This is a genomic window from Amycolatopsis sp. GA6-003 (assembly GCF_046267895.1).
Taxonomy (GTDB): Bacteria; Actinomycetota; Actinomycetes; order Mycobacteriales; family Pseudonocardiaceae; genus Amycolatopsis.
In genome coordinates, this window is sequence record NZ_CP176499.1 from 582,943 (window position 1) to 601,502 (window position 18,560).

19 protein-coding genes are annotated in these 18,560 nt (G+C 71.1%); 10 read left to right on the top strand and 9 right to left on the bottom strand.

Annotated elements, in window-relative coordinates; translation table 11 throughout:
• Positions 1–248: 248 nt before the first annotated feature.
• Together F9C12_RS02755 and F9C12_RS02760 are read right to left on the bottom strand one after the other, a co-directional pair.
• Positions 249–1,070 (bottom strand): hypothetical protein, encoded by an 822-nt coding sequence (locus tag F9C12_RS02755; RefSeq protein WP_409464619.1) that lies wholly within the window; start codon positions 1,068–1,070, stop codon positions 249–251.
• A gap of 99 nt (positions 1,071–1,169) precedes the next feature.
• Positions 1,170–1,550, bottom strand: a complete 381-nt coding sequence (locus tag F9C12_RS02760; RefSeq protein WP_409180399.1) for a hypothetical protein — start codon at positions 1,548–1,550, stop codon at positions 1,170–1,172.
• 66 nt (positions 1,551–1,616) lie between these two features.
• Here F9C12_RS02760 and F9C12_RS02765 point away from each other — a divergent pair, with 66 nt between their 5' ends.
• Together F9C12_RS02765 and F9C12_RS02770 are read left to right on the top strand one after the other, a co-directional pair.
• Complete coding sequence (locus tag F9C12_RS02765) at positions 1,617–2,393, top strand: glycerophosphodiester phosphodiesterase (protein WP_409180400.1); 777 nt, start codon at positions 1,617–1,619, stop codon at positions 2,391–2,393.
• Positions 2,394–2,433: 40 nt separating this feature from the next.
• The gene (locus F9C12_RS02770; RefSeq protein ID WP_409464620.1) at positions 2,434–3,432 is read left to right on the top strand and encodes a helix-turn-helix transcriptional regulator; all 999 of its coding nucleotides are present in this window, start codon (positions 2,434–2,436) and stop codon (positions 3,430–3,432) included.
• Here the strand turns inward: F9C12_RS02770 and F9C12_RS02775 are convergent.
• Positions 3,365–4,069 carry a transglycosylase family protein gene (locus F9C12_RS02775; RefSeq protein ID WP_409180402.1) on the bottom strand — a complete coding sequence of 235 codons (705 nt, stop codon included), beginning with the start codon at positions 4,067–4,069 and terminating at the stop codon, positions 3,365–3,367. The two genes, F9C12_RS02770 and F9C12_RS02775, sit on opposite strands and share 68 nt — an antisense overlap.
• A gap of 250 nt (positions 4,070–4,319) precedes the next feature.
• On the opposite strand from F9C12_RS02775, the gene F9C12_RS02780 reads away from it, so the two are divergent.
• From F9C12_RS02780 to F9C12_RS02790, 3 genes are all read left to right on the top strand, one after another.
• Complete coding sequence (locus F9C12_RS02780) at positions 4,320–5,720, top strand: MFS transporter (protein WP_409180403.1); 1,401 nt, start codon at positions 4,320–4,322, stop codon at positions 5,718–5,720.
• Positions 5,721–5,742: 22 nt separating this feature from the next.
• Positions 5,743–6,504 carry a thymidine kinase gene (locus F9C12_RS02785; protein ID WP_409180404.1) on the top strand — a complete coding sequence of 254 codons (762 nt, stop codon included), beginning with the start codon at positions 5,743–5,745 and terminating at the stop codon, positions 6,502–6,504.
• Between the two features lie 226 nt (positions 6,505–6,730).
• Positions 6,731–7,078: an RNA polymerase-binding protein RbpA gene (locus F9C12_RS02790; protein ID WP_009078445.1), complete on the top strand. Its 348-nt coding sequence runs from the start codon at positions 6,731–6,733 to the stop codon at positions 7,076–7,078.
• 118 nt (positions 7,079–7,196) lie between these two features.
• Here the strand turns inward: F9C12_RS02790 and F9C12_RS02795 are convergent, their stop codons facing one another.
• Positions 7,197–7,673, bottom strand: a complete 477-nt coding sequence (locus tag F9C12_RS02795; RefSeq protein WP_409464621.1) for a cupin domain-containing protein — start codon at positions 7,671–7,673, stop codon at positions 7,197–7,199.
• Positions 7,674–7,790: 117 nt separating this feature from the next.
• Here F9C12_RS02795 and F9C12_RS02800 point away from each other — a divergent pair, with 117 nt between their 5' ends.
• Positions 7,791–8,675: a LysR family transcriptional regulator gene (locus F9C12_RS02800; RefSeq protein ID WP_409464622.1), complete on the top strand. Its 885-nt coding sequence runs from the start codon at positions 7,791–7,793 to the stop codon at positions 8,673–8,675.
• On the opposite strand, the gene F9C12_RS02805 is transcribed toward F9C12_RS02800, so the two are convergent.
• The gene (locus F9C12_RS02805; RefSeq protein ID WP_409464623.1) at positions 8,635–9,807 is read right to left on the bottom strand and encodes an MFS transporter; all 1,173 of its coding nucleotides are present in this window, start codon (positions 9,805–9,807) and stop codon (positions 8,635–8,637) included. The two genes, F9C12_RS02800 and F9C12_RS02805, sit on opposite strands and share 41 nt — an antisense overlap.
• 49 nt (positions 9,808–9,856) lie before the next feature.
• Between F9C12_RS02805 and F9C12_RS02810 the strand changes: the two genes are divergently transcribed.
• The 3 genes from F9C12_RS02810 (at position 9,857) to F9C12_RS02820 (ending at position 11,845) form a co-directional block, all read left to right on the top strand.
• A complete protein-coding gene (locus tag F9C12_RS02810; protein ID WP_409180408.1) occupies positions 9,857–10,342 on the top strand; it encodes a winged helix-turn-helix transcriptional regulator in 486 nt (161 codons plus the stop codon).
• 79 nt (positions 10,343–10,421) lie between these two features.
• Positions 10,422–10,766 (top strand): ArsR/SmtB family transcription factor, encoded by a 345-nt coding sequence (locus F9C12_RS02815; RefSeq protein ID WP_409180409.1) that lies wholly within the window; start codon positions 10,422–10,424, stop codon positions 10,764–10,766.
• On the top strand, positions 10,763–11,845 hold the full coding sequence (locus tag F9C12_RS02820) for an SRPBCC domain-containing protein (protein WP_409180410.1): 1,083 nt from the start codon (positions 10,763–10,765) through the stop codon (positions 11,843–11,845). The genes F9C12_RS02815 and F9C12_RS02820 overlap by 4 nt, the downstream gene beginning before the upstream one ends.
• 7 nt (positions 11,846–11,852) lie before the next feature.
• Here the strand turns inward: F9C12_RS02820 and F9C12_RS02825 are convergent, their stop codons facing one another.
• Genes F9C12_RS02825 through F9C12_RS02835 form a run of 3 tightly spaced genes read right to left on the bottom strand, consistent with a single transcriptional unit; the run spans position 11,853 to position 15,875 of the window.
• The gene (locus F9C12_RS02825) at positions 11,853–12,620 is read right to left on the bottom strand and encodes a polyprenol monophosphomannose synthase (protein ID WP_409464624.1); all 768 of its coding nucleotides are present in this window, start codon (positions 12,618–12,620) and stop codon (positions 11,853–11,855) included.
• 23 nt (positions 12,621–12,643) lie between these two features.
• A complete protein-coding gene (lnt, locus tag F9C12_RS02830; RefSeq protein WP_409464625.1) occupies positions 12,644–14,263 on the bottom strand; it encodes an apolipoprotein N-acyltransferase in 1,620 nt (539 codons plus the stop codon).
• Positions 14,264–14,273: 10 nt separating this feature from the next.
• Positions 14,274–15,875, bottom strand: coding sequence for an amidohydrolase (locus F9C12_RS02835; protein WP_409464626.1), 1,602 nt, complete (start codon positions 15,873–15,875; stop codon positions 14,274–14,276).
• Positions 15,876–15,996: 121 nt separating this feature from the next.
• Between F9C12_RS02835 and F9C12_RS02840 the strand changes: the two genes are divergently transcribed.
• Positions 15,997–17,385 carry a KamA family radical SAM protein gene (locus F9C12_RS02840; protein ID WP_409180414.1) on the top strand — a complete coding sequence of 463 codons (1,389 nt, stop codon included), beginning with the start codon at positions 15,997–15,999 and terminating at the stop codon, positions 17,383–17,385.
• A 333-nt stretch (positions 17,386–17,718) separates the two neighbouring features.
• Here F9C12_RS02840 and F9C12_RS02845 read toward each other — a convergent pair whose 3' ends face one another.
• Positions 17,719–18,429, bottom strand: a complete 711-nt coding sequence (locus F9C12_RS02845; protein ID WP_409464627.1) for a type 1 glutamine amidotransferase domain-containing protein — start codon at positions 18,427–18,429, stop codon at positions 17,719–17,721.
• Between the last annotated feature and the right edge of the window lie 131 nt (positions 18,430–18,560).

Below are 18,560 nucleotides of genomic sequence, written 5' to 3' on the forward strand. Positions count from 1 at the left end.
GAGCACCGCGAGGTGCTGCTCCTCCCCTGCCTCGGGCTCAGCTGAACCCGACGCGTCCCAAACGGAGCTAAGCCGCAGAGCCAGGCGGCCGCTCGCCTCGGCGCGGCAGAGCCGGTAGCCGCCCGCCGAACGGGTCCGCGGGCGGCACTGCTCCGCTGTCCGGCCAGAACCAGATCGTGCGTGCGGGAAGTCCGGTGCGGCGAACTGGTTCCCCGATCCGGTCGCGGTCGTTCCCCTCAACCAGGCATTCAGGCCGCGGCGGTGCTCCGGGGAAAGTCCTTGCGCTTGATCTTCGCGCGGCGTCCGTCCGGGTGGTGGAACACGATGCCCTCCGCGAGGTGTCCCGGGGAGAACTTGCTGTCCAAAGTGGCCAGGAACTCGCGCAGTCCCTCGTAGCTGCGCGGGACGTCCAGCACGGTGGGCGCCTGGAAGTCGAACGGCACGCAGAGGTGGTCCGTCAGCGCCAGCGGGTTCCCCTGGATGCGCGGCCCGAGCGCTTCGCACGGGTGCTCGCCGTCCGGCCACGCCGAGACGTCGGTGTTTCCCGCGGCGGCGAGGATCCACTTGTCGTCGGCGGACGTCTCGTCGGTGTCGACGTACCAGCCGTCGACGATTCCCTGCTGTTTCTGGGCTTTGCTCGGGTTGCGGCGTTTTTCGACGCGGACCAGGCGGCCGGAGCGGACGGTCAGCCGGACGTTGGTGCCGTCGAGTTTCTCGGTCCCCACTCCGGCTCCGTCGAAGACCCACGCGCATTCGGCGCGGGGCCGGTCGATCACCTGGAAGCGCTCGTCGCGCTCGAAAAGCGTGGGGATTTTCTCCATGACCTGTTTCCCTCTTCTGACGTGCCCCAGCAGTTCTTCATGGCTGATGACGCCCTCGGCCAGTCCGCTCGCCAGCGACCGGACGAGGTCCGCCACCGGCACGTCCGCCTCGACCGCGACGTGCTTCAGCGCCTTCTTCTCCTCCGGGGAGATCCAGGCGACGAGCCGCGACCAGCCTTCCGGGGGCGTCCAGCGAGCCGGGGCCTCGGGGTTCTTGCGGGGCCGGCCTCGCCCTCGGGGTGCGTCCACGGCGGGAACAGTAGAGCGCCAACGACACTTGTGTCAATTGGCATAACAGAAAATAGTCAGCAGGTCGGGACCGCTTTCCGAGCCAGGAAGCGAGGGACGTCAGCGGAGCTGTTCGAGATCCTTCGCCGAAGCCGCGATCTCCTCCGCGAGCTGCCGCAGCTCGTTCGCCGACGCGCCGTCCTGTGCGGCGGTCACGATGTCCTCCGCGGCGCAGCGGAGCTGGAAGAGCCGGTCCTGCAGGGCGGCGATCTCGGTGTCCGACAGCACGACCGCGTCCTCGGGCAGGCCGCTGCGCTGCAGGGCGGTGCGGCGTTCGTAGGCGCGCTGGCGGCAGGACTGTCCGCAGTAGCGGCGGCGGCGTCCGACGTTGCCCGCTTCGGGCAGGCGGCGGCCGCACCAGCCGCAGTGTTTCGGGGCGTTCGTGCGGCGCGGCACGACGCGTTCGTCGCCGGTCAGAGCGTGTTCGGCCAGTTCCCTCACCCGCCGGACTCTAGCTGTCCATCACGTTCTCACGACGGGGCCACACCGATGGCGCAGACTGGAAGCATGCGTCCACCGTTTCCGTACCTCGCCGACTCGCTCCCCCGCGCCTTCGCCCACCGCGGCTGGCACATCGGCGACCTGGAGGGGCTGGAGAACTCGCTGCCGGCGTTCCAGCGCGCGGTCGCCGAGGGGTACCGCTATCTGGAGACCGACGTGCACGCCACCTCGGACGGCGTCGTCGTCGTCCACCACGACCCGACGCTTGATCGCACGACCGACGGGCGCGGGGCGATCGCGACCCAGACCTGGGCTCAGCTCAAGGACGTCAAGATCGACGGCCGGGCCCCGCTGTCGCGGCTGGAGGATCTGCTCGAGGAGCTGCCGGACGCGTTTTTCAACATCGACGTGAAGGCCGACAGCGCGGTGGTTCCGTTCGTGCGGGCGCTGGAGCGGACCGGGGCGATCGATCGGGTGGCGGCGGCGTCCTTTTCGGACTCGCGGCTCGCGCGGCTGCGGAAGCTGGCCGGGCCGAAGCTGCTGACGGCGATGGGGCCGCGGTCGGCGTTCCTGTTGTGGGCGAACGGCTGGGCTCCGCTGCTGCAGATCAGCCGGTTCTCGGCGGGCTGGCTCGCGCAGGTGCCGGTGCGGCAGGGGCCGTTGAAGGTGGTGGACGAGGCGTTCGTGAAGTCGGCGGTGCGGCGCGGGTTCGAGGTGCACACGTGGACGATCAACGAGGCGGAGGAGATGCGGACGCTGCTGGACCTCGGCGTGCACGGGATCGTCACCGACCGGCCGGACCTGCTGCGCGAGGTGCTGCGGGAGCGGGGTGCGTGGAAGTAGCGGACTGAACCTGACCGCTGCCGCAGGCAGGATCGAAGGCGTGCCGAAGACCTCTGCGCGGCTGTTGTCGCTGCTTTCGTTGCTTCAGGCTCGGCGGGACTGGCCGGGTGCGCTGCTGGCCGAGCGGCTGGAGGTCAGTCCGCGCACGGTGCGCCGGGACGTCGACCGGTTGCGGGAGCTGGGCTATCCGATCGTCACGACGAAGGGTCCGGACGGCGGTTACCGGCTCGATGCCGGGGCGCGGCTTCCGCCGCTGCTCTTCGACGACGACCAGGCGGTCGCGCTGGCGATCGCGTTGCAGTCGGCGACCGGGGCGGGGATTGAGGAGGCGGCGCAGCGGGCGTTGCAGACCGTGCGGCAGGTGCTGCCCGCGCGGCTGCGGCATCGCGTCGACGCGTTGAGCTTCACCGCCGTCGAGCGCCCGGCGCCGCAGGCGGATCCGCAGACTCTCGTCGCGTTGAGCGCTGCCGTGCGCGCCCGGGAGGTGCTGCGGTTCGATTACGCCCCAACGGATACTCCGCCCCGGCGCGTGGAGCCGCATCATCTCGTCACGTGGGGTCAGCGCTGGTATCTGGTCGCGTGGGATCTCGATCGGGAGGATTGGCGGATCTTCCGCGCGGACCGGATCACGCCGCGCACGCCCACCGGGCCGAAGTTCGCCGGCCGCGGGCTGTCGGATGTGGCCGCGTTCGTGGCCGCGCGGTTTCGCGGGACGGATCTGTCCGGCGAATGGCCGTGCCGCGGCGAGGTGATCCTGCGTCTCCCGGCCACGGAAGCGGCGAGCTACCTGGCCGACGGGGTGGTCGAGGCGCTCGGGCCGGACCGGTGCCGGGTGAGCCTCGGGGCCTGGTCGTGGCGCGGGCTGGCCGCTTCGTTCGGCCGGGTCGACGCCGATCTCGAGGTCGTCGGCCCGGCCGAGCTGAAGGAGGCGTTCCGGCAGCTCGCCGCGCGCTACGCCGAGGCGGGGCGGGTCAGCGCGGAGCCTTGCCCTCCCACGCGGCCTTCCACGTCTTCGGACCGAGCCGGCCGGAATCGTTGATGCCGTTGGCGCGCTGCAGGTCCAGTACCGCGGTGCGGGTCTTGTCGTAGTAGCAGCCGGTGCCGCTGAAGCCGTAGCCGAAGGCGTTCATCCGCAGCTGGAACGTGCGCAGCGCGGGTGCGCAGTCGCCGTAGGCGTAGACGAGGCCGGGCCACGCGGGCGCCGCGCCGGGCGGGCCGGGAGGCGGAGTTGGCCGCGGTTTGGGCGCGGGCGGGGCCGGCAGTCCGCCGCCGCCGATGTAGGCGGCTTCTTCCCAGGAGGGGACGCGTTTGCTGCGGGCGTCGCCGTCGTTGGCCAGGCCGAGCATGCCGCCGCATTCCCAGGGCTGCCAGCCGCGCATCCGGTACAGGTAGAGCGCGCGGTAGTCCTGTTCGCGGGGGCTGGCGAGGTCCGGGCGGCCCTGGCCGCCGACGCTGCGCCAGGTGGGGAGGTCGAACTGGTAGGCGCCGTAGTAGCCGTTGCCGGTGTTGATCGAGTAGCGGCCGCTCGACTCGCACATGCGGAGCTTGGCCCAGGTGCTGGAGGCGGGGTCCGCGGAGGCGGGGCCGGTGACGACGAGTTCCATGCCGAGGACGGCGGCCACGAGCAGCAAGGCTCTCGCGGCGGCCCGTCTGGCAGTGCGAACGCGGTTGGTCATGTCACGCACACTAAGCACGCGACCCATCGACCACAAGAGTCACACCACGCTCAGCAGTCTCACATGACACGCCCGGAAAACCCGGCAGCGACACGCCCGGCCCGGCGTGTCGCGCGTTCCGCCGCGCGGCGTGGCGGAAACCGGAAGCGACGAACCGGACACGGTTTGCCCCCTTCGGCGGTACCGACCGGGCCCGCGCCAGTAATGTCCGGCGCGACCTGGAGATTCGCGACCGATCGAGGAGCCGTGGATGACGCTGGCCGAGACCCGGGACAGCAAGCGGGAACGGTGGGGCTGGTACTTCTACGACTGGGCCAACTCGCCGTTCTATTCGTCGGTCACGACAGTGTTCGGCGCGCTCTACATGAGCAGTGTCGCGGCCTCCGACGCGAAGCAGAACATCACCCTTAACGGGGACAGGGCTTGCCTCAACGCGTCCGGCGCGGACGACAAGCTCAACCACTGCGACGTGTCGCTGTTCGGCCTCCACTTCCCCGCCGGTTCGCTGTGGGGCTACCTGTTGTCGGTCGCGACGATCGTGCAGGTGCTGGTGCTGCCGATCGCGGGCGCGGTGGCCGACCGCAGTCGCAACAAGCGCAAGATCCTCGGCGGGTTCGCCGCGCTGGGCGCGGTCGCGTCGGCGCTGATGTTCTTCATGGCCGGTTCGGACTGGCAGCTGGGCGCGGCGCTGTTCGTTCTCGCCAACATCGGGTACGGCGGATCGCTGGTCGTCTACTACTCGTTCCTGGTGGACATCGCGACGCCGGACGAGCGCGACGACGTGTCGGCCAAGGGCTGGGCGTTCGGCTACCTCGGCGGCGGGCTCGCGCTCGCGTTGCAGCTCGCCTTCTACCTCAGCCGCGAGTCGCTCGGCATCGACACCGGACTCGCGGTGCGGATCTGCTTCCTCACCTCGGGAATCTGGTGGGCCGTGTTCACCGTCCCGACGCTGCGGCGGCTCCCCCGCGTCCACGTGCCGACCGCGACCCAGCGCGGGGTTTCGGTGCTGCGGGCCGGTTTCCGCGAGCTGCGCCAGACGCTCGGCGAGGCGAAGGCGTATCCGCTCACGCTCGCCTTCCTCGGCAGCTACCTGCTCTTCGCGGACGGGATCAACACCGTCGTCACCGTCTCGGCGCAGTACGGGAAGGACGAGCTGCGGTTCTCCGACGAGGTGTTGATCATCACGGTGCTGGTGATCCAGTTCCTCGCCTACGCGGGCGGTGTGCTGCACGGCCTGCTCGCGCGCCGCCTCGGCGCGAAGCGGACGATCCTGGTCAGTCTCGTGCTGTGGGTCGTGGTGCTCGGCGGGGCGTACTTCGTGCAGCCGAGGCAGCCGCTGCAGTTCTTCGCCGTGGCGATCGGCATCGGGCTGGTGCTGGGCGGGACGAACGCGCTGGCCAGGTCGCTGTTCAGCCAGATGATCCCGGCCGGGAAGGACGCGCAGTACTACTCGCTCTACGTCGTGGGCGAGAAGGGCACGTCGTGGCTCGGGCCGCTGGTGTTCGCCGGCGTCGGGCAGGCGACCGGGTCGTTCCGGCTGGCGATCGTCGCGCTCGTGGCGTTCTTCGTGCTCGGCTTCGTGTTCGTCGCGCTGGTGCCGGTGCGGCGCGCGATCGCGGCCGCCGGGAACCGTCCGCCGGAGGTGCTGTGAGGCCCAGATAGGGTCGGTCGTCGTGACCGCTGCAGACGACGTTGTGCTCGACGACCCCACCGACGCGCTTTCCGCGGCCCCGCCCGCCGGGGCCCGGCGCAACGGTCCCGCGCGCGGACGGCTGAAGTTCTGCTACGGCCCGATGGACTGCGGGAAGTCGACGCTCGCGCTGCAGATCGACCACAACCACGCGCGCCAGGGCCGGCGCGGCCTGGTGCTGGTCCGCCACGACCGGTCCGGCGCGCCGCAGATCACCAGCCGGATCGGCATCGTCCGGCGGGCGACCGAGGTCGCGACCGGCACCGACATCCGGGACCTGGTGCGCGAGCAGTGGGCGCGCGGGCAGCACGTGGACTACGTGATCGTGGACGAGGCGCAGTTCCTCTCCCCCGCCCAGGTCGACCAGCTCGCCGAACTCGCCGACGAGGCGGGCGTCGACGTGTACTGCTTCGGCATCGCGACCGACTTCCGCAGCCGGCTGTTCCCGGGCGCGGCCCGGCTGTTCGAGATCGCCGACGAGCTCCAGCCGGTCCAGGTCGAGGTGCTCTGCTGGTGCGGGCTGCCGGGGCGGTTCAACGCGCGCGTGCGCGACGACGTGATTCTCCGTGACGGAGACACCGTTGTGGTGGCAGATACCGAACACTCCGTAGTTGAACCTTCAGCTTCAGCACGGTCTGATGCCGAAACGGTCACGGTCCGTTATCAGGTACTGTGCCGTCGCCACTTCCGCTCAGGGGATCTGGGACCCGCTGCCGCCCAGCACGGTCAGTTACGGTTGTCCTAGCGCTAACCTAACTAGCCCGACTGGGGGATATCCGCACTAAGAAGGCGGTATCCGCGTCACGTCAGAGGGCGAAACGACTCCCTCTGGAGGAAGCTGAAGACCACGGGTGACGCAGCTCATCGTGAGCAGCGACATGGCGTGCCGGGAATCCCTCGGACGCCTCGTTCGTTGCATAGGGTGAGCATCACCCTGGCTCCACCCGGAGCTGACTGAAAGGAATCCCACTATGGCCGACCGTGTTCTCCGTGGAAGCCGGCTGGGAGCGGTCAGCTACGAGACCGACCGCAATCACGATCTCGCTCCGCGCCGTACCGTGCGCTACTCCTGCCCCAAGAACCACGAGTTCGAGGTGCCGTTCTCCGACGACGCCGAGATCCCGACGGTGTGGGAGTGCCGCCTGCACGGCAGCGAATCCGAGATCGTCGACGGCGGGCAGCCCGAGCAGAAAAAGGTCAAGCCCCCCAGGACCCACTGGGACATGCTGCTGGAGCGCCGCTCCATCCCCGAGCTCGAGGATCTGCTGAACGAACGTCTCGCCGAGCTCAAGGGACGCCGGACCAGCCGGTCCGCTTGAGCCTCGGCCAGTAGCTGGCTCCCACCACCGAACAGGAACGGCCCCCGCGACCTCCCCCCGCGGGGGCCGTTCCGCGTCCGCGGCCGTTCTGCCGGGTGCGCGTCCGGCATCGGCCGGGTCAGGCCGCCGCGTCGGCGCGGGCCTGCCGCCACCGAGGGCTGTCGACGTAGTGGTTGTCGTACTGCTCCGAGGACGCGGCGATCTCCTTCGGGTCCGCTTCGCCCCTGGCGACCCGGTCGAGCAGCCGGTAGTAGCCGAAGCGGGCCATGCCCGGGGTGAAGACCACCAGCACGTCGGCGGCGGAGCCCGCGGCCGGGCCGAAGGCGTGCGGGACGGTCGGCGGCACGGCGAGGAAATCGCCGGGTTCCAGGGTGTGCAGGTCCTCGCCTGCCAAGACCTGGAGCGCGCCGTCGAGGACGTAGAAGAACTCGGTCGCGCGGGTGTGGAAGTGCGCGGGGGTGCCGAAGACGCCCTGGCTCAGGGTGGCGCGGTTGGTCGTGGCGGCGGCGGAGTCGGCCAGCAGCGTGATCAGACTGCCGGGAGCGTCGGAGAGGACTTCGGCGTCGCCGGCGCGGATCAGGGTCGGTTCGGTCATCGGTTCCTCCGGGGCGGGACGGGCGGGACAAGATCCAGCTTTCCGCCGCTGAGCTGGGCGAACAACGGAGAAGTCCGCATCGGTTGATAAGCTCTGGGTTATCGATCGGAGGCGCGGGTGGAACACCGGGACATCGAGGTCTTCCTCGCGCTCGCCGAGGAGCTGCACTTCGGCCGGACCGCGGAACGGCTGCGGGTGTCGCAGGCGCGGGTCAGCCAATCGGTCAAGACGATGGAGCGCCGGATCGGGGCCCGGCTGTTCGACCGCACCAGCAGGCGCGTCTCGCTGACCCCGATCGGCCGCGCGCTGGAGGCCGACATCCGGCCCGCCTACCGGCAGCTGCTGGCCGGGATCGAGCGCGCGGTCGCCGCGGGCCGCGGCGTCGAGGGCGTCGTGCGGCTCGCCTTCGAGGCTCCGGCCGTGGCGAACCTGATCTCCGACGTGACCAGTGCTTTCCGGGTCCGGTACCCGGGCTGCGAGGTCGACCTCAGCGAGGCTCCTTTCGAGGATCCGCTGGCCACGCTCCGTTCCGGCGAGGCCGACCTGGCCGTGGTCCTGCTGCCGGTCGCCGATCCCGCGCTCACGACGGGACCGGTGGTGCACACCGAACCGATGGTGCTCGCCGTCGCGTCCGGACATCCGTTCGCCCGCCGGGAGTTCGTCACGCTGGAAGACCTCGGGCGCGACCCGGTCCTGCGCGCCGCGCACCCGCCGCCCGCCTACTGGCGGGAGCCGCCCGAACCGTGGGCGACCCCCGCGGGCGTCCCGATCACCCGCGGGCGCGCCTGCCGCACTTTCCAGGAACTTCTGCTGGTCATCGGCGCGGGGGAAGGGATCTGCCCGCTCGCCGCGCACGCCGCGGAGTACTTCTCGCGGCCCGGCATCGCCTTCGTGCCCTTCCGCGACGCCCCACCGGCCCAGTGGGGGCTCATGTGGCGCAGCGCCGGGGAGACCGCGCTGGTCAAGGCGTTCGCAGCAACTGCCGCCGAGCACCGGCCCTAGCCCAGGCCCACACCGCGAACGCGCATCCGGCGAACGCCGCGCCCAGGACGGCGGAGCCGGTCCAGCCCGCCGCGGCGAACGCGGTCGTCGTCGTGGCCGCGCCCAGGGCGGAACCGAGCGAGTAGAAGATCATGTAGCCGCCGATGACGCTGCTGGTGCGGTCCGGACGCGCCGCGGTGAGCAGGTGCTGATTGCTGACATGCACCGCCTGCACGGCGAAGTCGAGCACCAGCACGCCCAGGGCCAGCAGCCACAACGACGGTTGCCCGATCGCCAGCCAGGACGCCGCCAGCAGGACCAGCGCTCCGCCGGTGACGAGGCTCGCGTGCCCGCGGTCGGCCCACCGTCCGGCGCGGGCGGCGCCGAGCGCACCGGCCAGGCCGACCAAGCCGAACAGGCCGATCTGCGCGGTGCCCAGGTTCCACGGCGCCGCGGCGAGCGGCAGCGACAGGCCGCTCCACAGCGTGCCGAACGACGCGAACAGGAAGAACGCGATCAGCCCCCGCGAGAGGAACAGCGGCTCGCGGAACAGGCCGCCGAGCGAAGTCGCCACCTGCCGGTACGTCGTGCCCTCGCGGCGCGGGTCCGGCGGCATCGTCCTCAGCACCAGACCGGCGAGCGTCGCCAGCAGCACCGCGAGCACGACGTAGACGCTGCGCCAACCCCACAGCTCGGCCAGTGCCCCGGCGGCGACGCGCGCGCCGAGGATGCCGAGCACCACGCCGGACGTCACGACGCCGAGGGTGCGGCCGCGTTCGTCCGGTGTGGACAGTGCGGCGGCGTAGGCGACGGTCGTCTGCACGACCACCGCGAACAAGCCCGCGAGCACCAATCCGGTCAGCAGCAACCAGGTTTGCCCGGCGACCGCGGCCAGCCCGGTGCCGACAGCGGTCAGCAGCAGATGCGCGGCGATGAGCTTGCGCCGGTCGACGAGGTCGCCCAGCGGAACCAGCGCGGCCAGCCCGGCCAGGTAGCCGAGCTGGCCGGCGGCGACGATCCAGCCCAGTGCGGCGTCCGGCACGCGCAGGTCCGCGCCGATCCGCGCCAGGACCGGCTGAGCGGCGTAAATGCTCGCGACGGCGACCGCGCACACCGCTGCGAACACGGTCCGGCGGCCCGTGGTGAGGCCCATGAGTCTCCCAATCAGTAGCGAATTGCAACTGATCGCACCGTACGGCAGAATGGTTTCAAAGAGCAACTCATCGAGGAGGCACGCGAACGTGGGCGAACATCCGGCCTGGACCGACCCGTCGTGTCCGGTGGCCCGCACGCTGGACCTCGTCGGCGACCGGTGGAGCCTGCTGATCGTCCGCGACGCGATGGACGGCGCGCGGGCGTTCACCGACTTTCAGCAGCGCACCGGCATCGCCCGGAACATCCTCACCGACCGGCTGCGCCGCCTGGTCGAGCGCGGCGTCCTCGACCGGCAGGCCGCCGAATCGGGCAAACGGCAGGTCTACTCGCTCACGGCGGCCGGCCGGGACCTGTTCACCGTCGTCGTCGCGCTCCGGCAGTGGGGCGAACGGCACGCCTTCTCCCCCGGCGAAGACCACTCCGTGCTGGTCGACGAGGCCGGACAGCCGGTCCCGCCGCTCAAGCCGGTCACGGCGAGCGGCGCGGCGGCCGGCGTCGAGACGACCTCGGTCCGCAAAATCCGCACAAGCTGACCCTGCGCCGCCCCTTGCATCGACGACGCGACGGGCATACAGTCAACGAACTGCTTGATAAAGAGATCGGTTGATAAAGATGTCCGTTGACAACGCCGAGGACCGTCTCGACCGGGCGTTCACCGCGCTGGGCGACCCGATCCGCCGCGCGCTGATCGCCCGGCTCTCGCGCGGCGAAGCGACGGTGAACGAACTGGCCGAGCCGTTCCCGGTGACGAAACAAGCCGTGTCGCGGCACGTCCAGGTGCTGGAGGCGGCCGGGCTGATCACGCGCAGCCGCGACGGCCAGCGCCGCCCGTGCCACCTCAACGCGGCCGCCCTCGAAGAGCTGACCAGCTGGATCGACACCTACCGGCTCACCCGCGAACGCGAGTACCGCCGCCTCGACAGCCTTCTCGAAGAGACCAAGGAGCAGGACGAATGAACCCGACCGCCATCACCGCCCAGCCCGGCACCCCGTTCATCGAGATCGTCCGCGAGTTCGACGCGACGCCCGCCCAGCTGTTCCGCGCCCACACCGACCCGGAGCTGCTCACCCGCTGGCTCGGTCCGCGCGACGTCGAGATGCGGATCCTCGAATTCGACGCGCGTTCCGGCGGGGCGTACCGCTACGCGCACGTCGGCCACGACGGCAGCGAGCACGTGTTCCGCGGCGTCTTCCACGCCGTGGAGAGAGCCGAGCGGCTAGTCCAGACCTTCGAGTACGAGGGCGCGCCCGGCCAGGTCAGCCTGGAAACCCTGACCTTCGAGGACCTCGGCGGCCGGACGCGGCTGCGGACCCGGTCGGTGTTCCCGAGCGTCGAGGCGCGCGACGCCATGGTCGCGAGCGGGATGGAACGCGGCGTCCGCGATTCGATGGACCGGCTCGCCGACCTCGTGCGCGACGCGGAGCAGCCGGGGGCGAGCCGGGTGGTCGTGGACATCTCGATGTCGCTGGACGGCTACGTCACCGCGCCGGGAGCCGGTCCCGACCACGGCCTTGGCGTCGGCGGCGAACCGCTGCACGCCTGGGTGTCCGACCCGACGCCGCGCGACGCGGAGATCCTGCACCGCTCCTTCACCGAGACCGGCGCGGTGCTCATGGGCCGCACCATGTTCGACGTCGTGGACAGCCCGAACGGGTGGGCCGACGAGGACGGCTACGGCGAGGGCGAGGACCGCGTCCCCGCGCCGCCGGTGTTCGTCGTCACCCACACGCGGCCGGAGAAAACCCGGCTGGGCGAACGGTTCCGGTTCGCCACGAACGGCCTCGAGCACGCGGTCGCACAGGCGCGCGCCGCCGCGGGCGGCAAGGACGTGATGGTCATCGGCGGCGGGTCGATCGCGTCGCAGGTGCTCTGCGCCGGACTGGCGGACGTGCTGCGGATCCACCTCGCGCCGATCGTCCTCGGCGACGGAACCCCGTTGTTCCCCAAGGGAAACCCCGGCCCGGTGCGCCTGGAACCGCTCGGCGCGGTGTCGACGCCGGGCGCCGAGCACCTCACCTACCGCGTCCTGAAGTAACCGCCGCTCAGCCCCGGCCCAGCAGCTTCTTCAGCTGGGCCAGCCGGCGCTGCACGCCCCACTCGGCGACCCGGAAGAACGCCTCGGACATGATGCCGCCGCTCATCTTCGACACGCCGATCTCCCGGTCGGTGAAGGTGATCGGCACCTCGACGATGTCGAACCCGGCGTCCGCGGTGCGGCGCGTGAGGTCGATCTGGAAGCAGTAGCCGTGCGAGGCGACCTCGTTCAGCGCCAGCTTCTCCAGCACCGGGCGGCGGTACGCGCGGAACCCGGCGGTCATGTCCGCCACCTTGATCCCCAGCGCGATCCGCGAGTACAGGTTCGCCCCGCGCGAGAGCAGCGTCCGGCGCAGCGGCCAGTTCACCGTGCTGCCGCCGGGCACGTACCGCGACCCGATCGACAGGTCCGCGTCGCCCACCGCGTCCAGCAGCCGGGGCAGGTCCTCCGGCGCGTGCGAACCGTCGGCGTCCATCTCCACGAACGTCGCGTAGCCGCGCTCCATCCCCCAATGGAACCCGGCGATGTAGGCCTTGCCGAGGCCTTCCTTCGCGGTGCGGTGCAGCACGTGCACCCGCTTGTCCGCGGCCGCGCGCTCGTCGGCGAGCTCGCCGGTGCCGTCCGGGCTGCCGTCGTCGACGACGAGCACGTCGACGTCCGGAAGTGCCTTGTGGAGCCGGTCCAGCACCGGGCCGAGGTTGTCCCGCTCGTTGTAGGTCGGGATCACCACCAGCACCGGTTCGATCGATTCGGCCCCCCGCGGCGCCTGCGCCATCCGTGTCCTCCGCATCCGGCGGGTCAGCCCGCCGCTTCCCCTGCTGTGGTCCCCGTCGGCGCCGCCGTGCCGCGCCGGGTGCGAAAACGGAGCACGAACCCGCCGGCGACACCCGCGATCGCCAACGCCAGCAGCCCGTACTCCGTCCACGCACCGATTCGATCCGACAGCGTAGTCTGCGTGCGCAGCGGCACGCGCCCGACCAGGGCATCCGCCGTGAAAAGCCCGGTGGAGCTGGTGATCGTCCCGTCCGGGGCGACCAAGGCGCTCACCCCGGACACCGCCGACACCACCACCGCGCGCCCGTGCTCGACCGCGCGCAGCCGCGCCATCGCCAGCTGCTGGTAGCTCATCTCCCCCGGCCCGTACCACGCGTTGTTCGTCGGCACGACGAGCAGTTCGCCGCCCGCGTTCGCCGCGTCGCGCGCGGGAGCGTCGAACGCCGACTCGTAGCAGATGAACACGCCGATCTTCGTGCCCGCGACCGACAGCGCGGCGTTGGAGCCGTCGCCGGGACGCATGTCGCGGGTGTCGTCGATGAACGGCGTCACCAGCCGCGCGACGGCGCGTGCGGGCACGTATTCGCCGAAGGGCACCAGATCCTGTTTGACGTACCGCTGGCCCGGGCCGGTGTTCGGGTCCCAGACGACCGCGGAGTTCTCCGCCGCCCCGTCCGGCGTGCGCACGAGCGCGCCGATGATCGCCGGAGACCCGAAGGCCGACACCATCTGGTCGACGCCCGGGTCGGCGCCGTCGAGCGGGGTCGAGGTTTCCGGCCACAGCAGCAGATCCGGTTTCGGCGCCTGTCCTGATTGGACCTTCTGCAGCAGGCGGGCGCTCTCGGCGAGGGCGTTGGCGCGCAGGACCCCGCGCTGTCCCTGCAGAGCGAGGCCGATGTCCGGCGCGTTGCCCTGCACGGACGCGACGGTGAGCGAACCGTCCTGCGCCTCGGTGCCGATCGTCGGCCAGACCGCGAGCCCGGCCGCGGCGGGAAGCACGGTGAACACGGCAGGCCACACCAGCGCGCGGTCCCCGGCTTTGCGCGTGCGCCAGAGCCTGCTGATCGCCGCTGCCAGGCCGAAACCGGTGAGCACGACGGCGAACCCGACCAGCGGCGCGCCGCCGACCGACGCGAGCGACAGGAACGGGCCCTCGGGCTGGCTGAACGCCACCCGGCCCCACGGGAACCCGCCGAGCGGGAACCACGTGCGCGGCGTTTCGAGCGCGACGAACACCAGCGCGCCCCAGAGCGGCGCCAGCGGCAGCCGCGCCACGACCCGGATCAGCCACCCGGCGAGTCCGAAGTAGAGCGACAGCGCGAACGACAGCGCCAGCCACGGCAGCGGCCCGAAGTCGCGGCCGAGGAAGTCCTGAAGCCACACCAGCAGCGGCACGAAGAACGCCATGCCGAACACGAAGCCGTACCCGAACGCGCCGCGGAACGACCGTCCACGAAGGACCAGCGCGAACGCGGCGAACGCCAGCGGGGCCAGCCACCACAGCGGGCGCGGCGCGAAGCTGAGGTAGTAGCCGTAGCCCGCCGCCGCCGTCGCCGCGACGCGCGCGAGCCAGGGCTTCCACGCCCGCTTTCGCTTGGTCTTGGGCGCAACGCCCGAATCGGCGTCCGCCACGCTCACTGCCACACCCGGAACTCTAAGCGGCCGGTGTGAACTCGTCGTAGATGACCGTGCCACCGCGGACCGTGCGCAGGCAGCGCGGCAGCGGCGTGCCCGGCTCCAGCCTGGGCAGCGGCGGCACGCCCGACCGCGGGTCGGTGGACCAGCGCTGCACGCGGCTGTCCGCGGTGGCGACGACGAGGTCGGCCGCGTCCCAGATCGCGTAGTGCGCGGGCGCGCCCGGGACGAGGCTGCCGGTGACGCCGTCGTTGACGCCCGCCGCGCGGTGTCCGGCGCGCGTGTGCGCGGTGAACGCGGCGCGCGCGGAGAGGCGGGCTTCGGGCGTGTGGTGATGCACGGCCGCGCGTACGGCGGCCCACGGGTCGACGGCGGTGACGGGGGCATCGCTGCCGAACGCGAGCACGACTCCTTCGGCAGCGAGCTGCGCGAAGGGGTTCAGCGCTGCCGCGCGGGCGCCGAGCCGTTCGGAGTACATGCCGGAATCGCCGCCCCAGGCTTCGTCGAACAGCGGCTGCACGGACGCGACGACGCCCCATCCGGCGAGGGCGCGCGCCTGGTCCGCAGTGACCATCTCCAGGTGCTCCAGCCGGTGGTGCCGCGCGGCGAGGGCACGCTGGCCGATCTGCTTCTCGGCGAGCCGGAACCCCTCGACCACTTCGCCGACCGCGGCGTCGCCGATGACGTGAAAGCCCGCCTGCAGCCCGGCTTCGGTGCAGGCGACGAGGTGGTCGGCGATCACCGCGGCGTCGGCGTAGAGCGAGCCGGACGTGCCGGGGTCGTCGGAGTACGGCGCGGTGAGGGCCGCAGTGCGCGAGCCGAGGGCCCCGTCCACGAAAAGGTCTCCGGCCACGCCGTGCGCGCCCAGGCGGCGGGCGGTGCCGAGGCCGTTCAGCTGGCCCCAGTAGCCGACGACCTCGGGCAGCGCCGGATCGGCCAGCGCCAGGAGGTCGGCGAAGTCTTCCTCGCCGGAGATGTCCGGGCCCGCGCATTCGTGCACGGACACGATCCCGCGCGCGGCGGCCGTCTCGAGGAACGCGCGCTGGGCCGCCTGGCGCTGCGCCCGGGTGACCGCGTCCCGGGCCGCGCCGCGGACCAGGTGGTGCGCCGCGCGGGTGAGCGGGCCGTCGGCGGACCATCCGGCGGCGGACTCGACGCCGGGGGCGAGTTTGACGAGCGCGCTCGAGACCAGTGCGGAGTGGACGTCGACGCGGCTCAGGTAGACGGGAGTGTCGCCCGCGGCGTCGTCCAGTTCGGCGCGGCTGGGCAGCCGCTGCTCGGTCCAGGACGACTCGTCCCAGCCGTGCGCGAGCAGCACCTGCCCGGGAACGACGGCCCCGCGCACCGCGGCGAGCAGTTCGGCGGAGCCGCGGACGGCGGTCAGGTCGAGGCCGGTCAGGTGCAGCCCGGTGGAGGTGGCGTGCACGTGCGCGTCCACGAACGCCGGCGCGACGAACGCCCCGTCCAGGTCGACGACCTCGGCGTCCGGATGCAGCGCGCGGGCCGGAGCGTCCTGGCCGACCCACACCACGGTGCCGCCGGAGACCGCCATCGCGGTGGCGTCCGGCGAGGACGGGGTGTAGACGCGGCCGCCGAGCAGGAGCGTGGTGCTGTCGTTCACTCCCCGAGTCTCCCGCCTGGTCTTCCGAGCAGGACAGACCGGGTCATCCTGCAGAAAGATTTACGGTCGACTAACGTTATGGCAGGATATTTTCACGCGTTCCCGACGACTAGGAGTACAGATGACTGCGATCCAGGAACCTGTGCCGACTGCCGCCGCCTTCGACCAGCCGTACGAGTACGTCCGCGCCGAGTTGGTGGAACCCGACTGGCGCCGCTTCCCCGGCTGGCACGACGTGACCGAGGCAGAGTGGCGGGACGCCCAGTGGCAGCGGGTGCACTGCGTGCGCAACGTCAAACAGCTGCGCGCCCTGATGGGCGACCTGCTGGAGGAGCGGTTTTACGAGGACCTGCTCGCCGACCAGCGGGAGATGGCCACGATGTCGATGCTGCTGCCGCCGCAGATGATCAACACGATGGCCCCGCACGCGGGCACCGACCCGGCGAAGGTCACCGAGGCGTTCTACGCCGACCCGATCCGCCGCTACATGCTCCCGGTCCGCAGCGACCGGCACGCGGTCTGGCCGAGCCACCCGCACGCGGAACGCGACTCGCTGCACGAGGCCGAGATGTGGGTGGTCGAGGGGCTCACCCACCGCTACCCGACCAAGGTGCTGGCCGAGATGATCTCGACCTGCCCGCAGTACTGCGGGCACTGCACCCGGATGGACCTCGTCGGCAACTCGACCGAACAGGTCGAGAAGCACAAGCTCGCGCTCAAGCCGGTCGACCGCCAGGACGCGATGATCGACTACCTGAAGCGCACCCCCGGCGTCCGCGACGTGGTCGTGTCGGGCGGCGACGTGGCGAACGTGCCGTGGCCGCAGCTGGAGTCGTTCCTGATGCGCCTGATGGACATCGAGACCGTGCGCGACATCCGTCTGGCCACGAAGGCCCTCGCGGCGCTCCCGCAGCACTGGCTCCAGCCGAAGGTCACCGAGGGCTTGCAGCGGGTCGCGCTGACGGCCCAGGCGCGCGGGGTGAACCTGGCGATTCACACGCACGTGAACCACGCGCAGTCGGTGACGCCCTTGGTCGCGGAAGCGGCCCGGACGGCGTTGCAGGTCGGGGTGCGGGATGTGCGGAATCAGGGCGTGCTGATGCGCGGGGTCAATGCGACTCCGGCCGAGCTTCTGGACCTTTGCTTCGCGTTGCAGGGCGAGGCCAATATTCTGCCTTATTACTTTTACATGTGCGACATGATTCCCAATGCGGAACACTGGCGGGTGGCCGTTTGGGAAGCGCAGGAATTGCAGCACTCGATCATGGGGTATTTGCCGGGGTACGCGACGCCGCGGATCGTGTGCGACGTGCCGTATGTCGGGAAGCGCTGGGTGCACCAGCTGGCCGAGTACGACCGGGATCTGGGGATTTCGTACTGGACCAAGAATTACCGGACTGGGATCGAGCACGAGGACCCGGAGGCGTTGCAGCGGAAATACCCGTATTACGACCCGATCCAGACCCTGCCCGAGGCCGGGCAGAAATGGTGGGCCGAGCAGCCCCGCTGATTCGAACACAGGACTTCGAGCGCTTGCCCGCAGCAGGGCGACGGATCCGCAAGCGGCTGACCGTCGCGGGATCCGCGCCCTGCCGCGGGGGAACCGCCCTCAAAGCAGTGCGGCGTCGCATTCGGTGCGGTGAAACAGCCCGGCCGTGCTCTCCACCAGCACGGCAAGGCAGGCCTGAAGACGACCCGATGATTGCTGGTCGGGGTTTGAGCGGCGTCCGCACCAGCCTGCACGGCCTCGGCGAAGGCCCGAGCGTCGGCCGGTGCGCGACCTGGCGGCCAGATGCCCCCTCGATGACGAGTTGCCGACGGCGTTCCGCGGAACGAACGCGCCTCAGGGGTGGGCCTGCGACGTGTTGCCGGCGAGGGCCTCCACGACCTTTCGCGCCGTGGCCTTGGCCGAGCCCGGGTTCTGGCCGGTGACAAGGTTGCCGTCGGTCACGGTGTAGGAGACGAACGGCAGCTTGGCCTTCTCGTAGAGCGCGCCGCGCTCTTTCGCGCGTTCCTCGGCGTTGTAGGGCACCAGCTTGTCGACGCGGGCGAGCACCTCCTCCTGCCAGGCGAAGCCGGTCAGGTGCTTGCCCGCGATGAGGTAGGAGCCGTCGGAGAGCCGGGTGTTGAGCAGGCCGCAGTAGCCGTGGCAGACCGAGGAGACGATGCCGCCGCGCTCGTAGATCTCGCGGGTGATGCGCTGCAGGCCCTCGGAGTCGGGGAAGTCGTACATCACGGCGTGGCCGCCGGTGAAGTAGACGGCGTCGAAGTCTGCGGAATCGATCTCTTCGGGGCTCTTCGTGGTCGCGAGGAGATCCATCTTCGCGGGGTCGGAGCGCCAGGCCTTCGCGGTCTTGTCGTAGCTGGGGAACTTCAGCGACCGCGGCTCGAGCGGCGCGGCTCCGCCTGCCGGGCTGACCAGGGTCTGGGTGAAGCCCGCCTCGTCGAACACGTGCCAGGCGTGCGTGAGCTCGGACAGCCACAGCCCAGTGGCATGGGACGGATCGTCGTAGTGTCCGACGTTCGTGACGACGTGGAGGACACGTTTGGTCATGGCTGATCTTCCTTCATCCGGGTGCGGACGGCGAACCGTCGCGGCTTTGTGGTCATTGGACGCCCGGTGCCCGCAGCGCCCAGGCGCATGGCGCTGGCGTGTTCGACGAACGCATCGTGGATCTTGTCGGC

Coding starts and splice junctions, on each gene's coding strand:
- F9C12_RS02765 (WP_409180400.1), top strand. CDS start 1,617: ATGCGTCCACCGTTTCCGTACCTCGCCGACTCGCTCCCCCGCGCCTTC.
- F9C12_RS02775 (WP_409180402.1), bottom strand. CDS start 4,069: ATGACCAACCGCGTTCGCACTGCCAGACGGGCCGCCGCGAGAGCCTTG.
- F9C12_RS02780 (WP_409180403.1), top strand. CDS start 4,320: ATGACGCTGGCCGAGACCCGGGACAGCAAGCGGGAACGGTGGGGCTGG.
- F9C12_RS02790 (WP_009078445.1), top strand. CDS start 6,731: ATGGCCGACCGTGTTCTCCGTGGAAGCCGGCTGGGAGCGGTCAGCTAC.
- F9C12_RS02795 (WP_409464621.1), bottom strand. CDS start 7,673: ATGACCGAACCGACCCTGATCCGCGCCGGCGACGCCGAAGTCCTCTCC.
- F9C12_RS02805 (WP_409464623.1), bottom strand. CDS start 9,807: ATGGGCCTCACCACGGGCCGCCGGACCGTGTTCGCAGCGGTGTGCGCG.
- F9C12_RS02810 (WP_409180408.1), top strand. CDS start 9,857: ATGGTTTCAAAGAGCAACTCATCGAGGAGGCACGCGAACGTGGGCGAA.
- F9C12_RS02815 (WP_409180409.1), top strand. CDS start 10,422: ATGTCCGTTGACAACGCCGAGGACCGTCTCGACCGGGCGTTCACCGCG.
- F9C12_RS02820 (WP_409180410.1), top strand. CDS start 10,763: ATGAACCCGACCGCCATCACCGCCCAGCCCGGCACCCCGTTCATCGAG.
- F9C12_RS02825 (WP_409464624.1), bottom strand. CDS start 12,620: ATGGCGCAGGCGCCGCGGGGGGCCGAATCGATCGAACCGGTGCTGGTG.
- F9C12_RS02840 (WP_409180414.1), top strand. CDS start 15,997: ATGACTGCGATCCAGGAACCTGTGCCGACTGCCGCCGCCTTCGACCAG.
- F9C12_RS02845 (WP_409464627.1), bottom strand. CDS start 18,429: ATGACCAAACGTGTCCTCCACGTCGTCACGAACGTCGGACACTACGAC.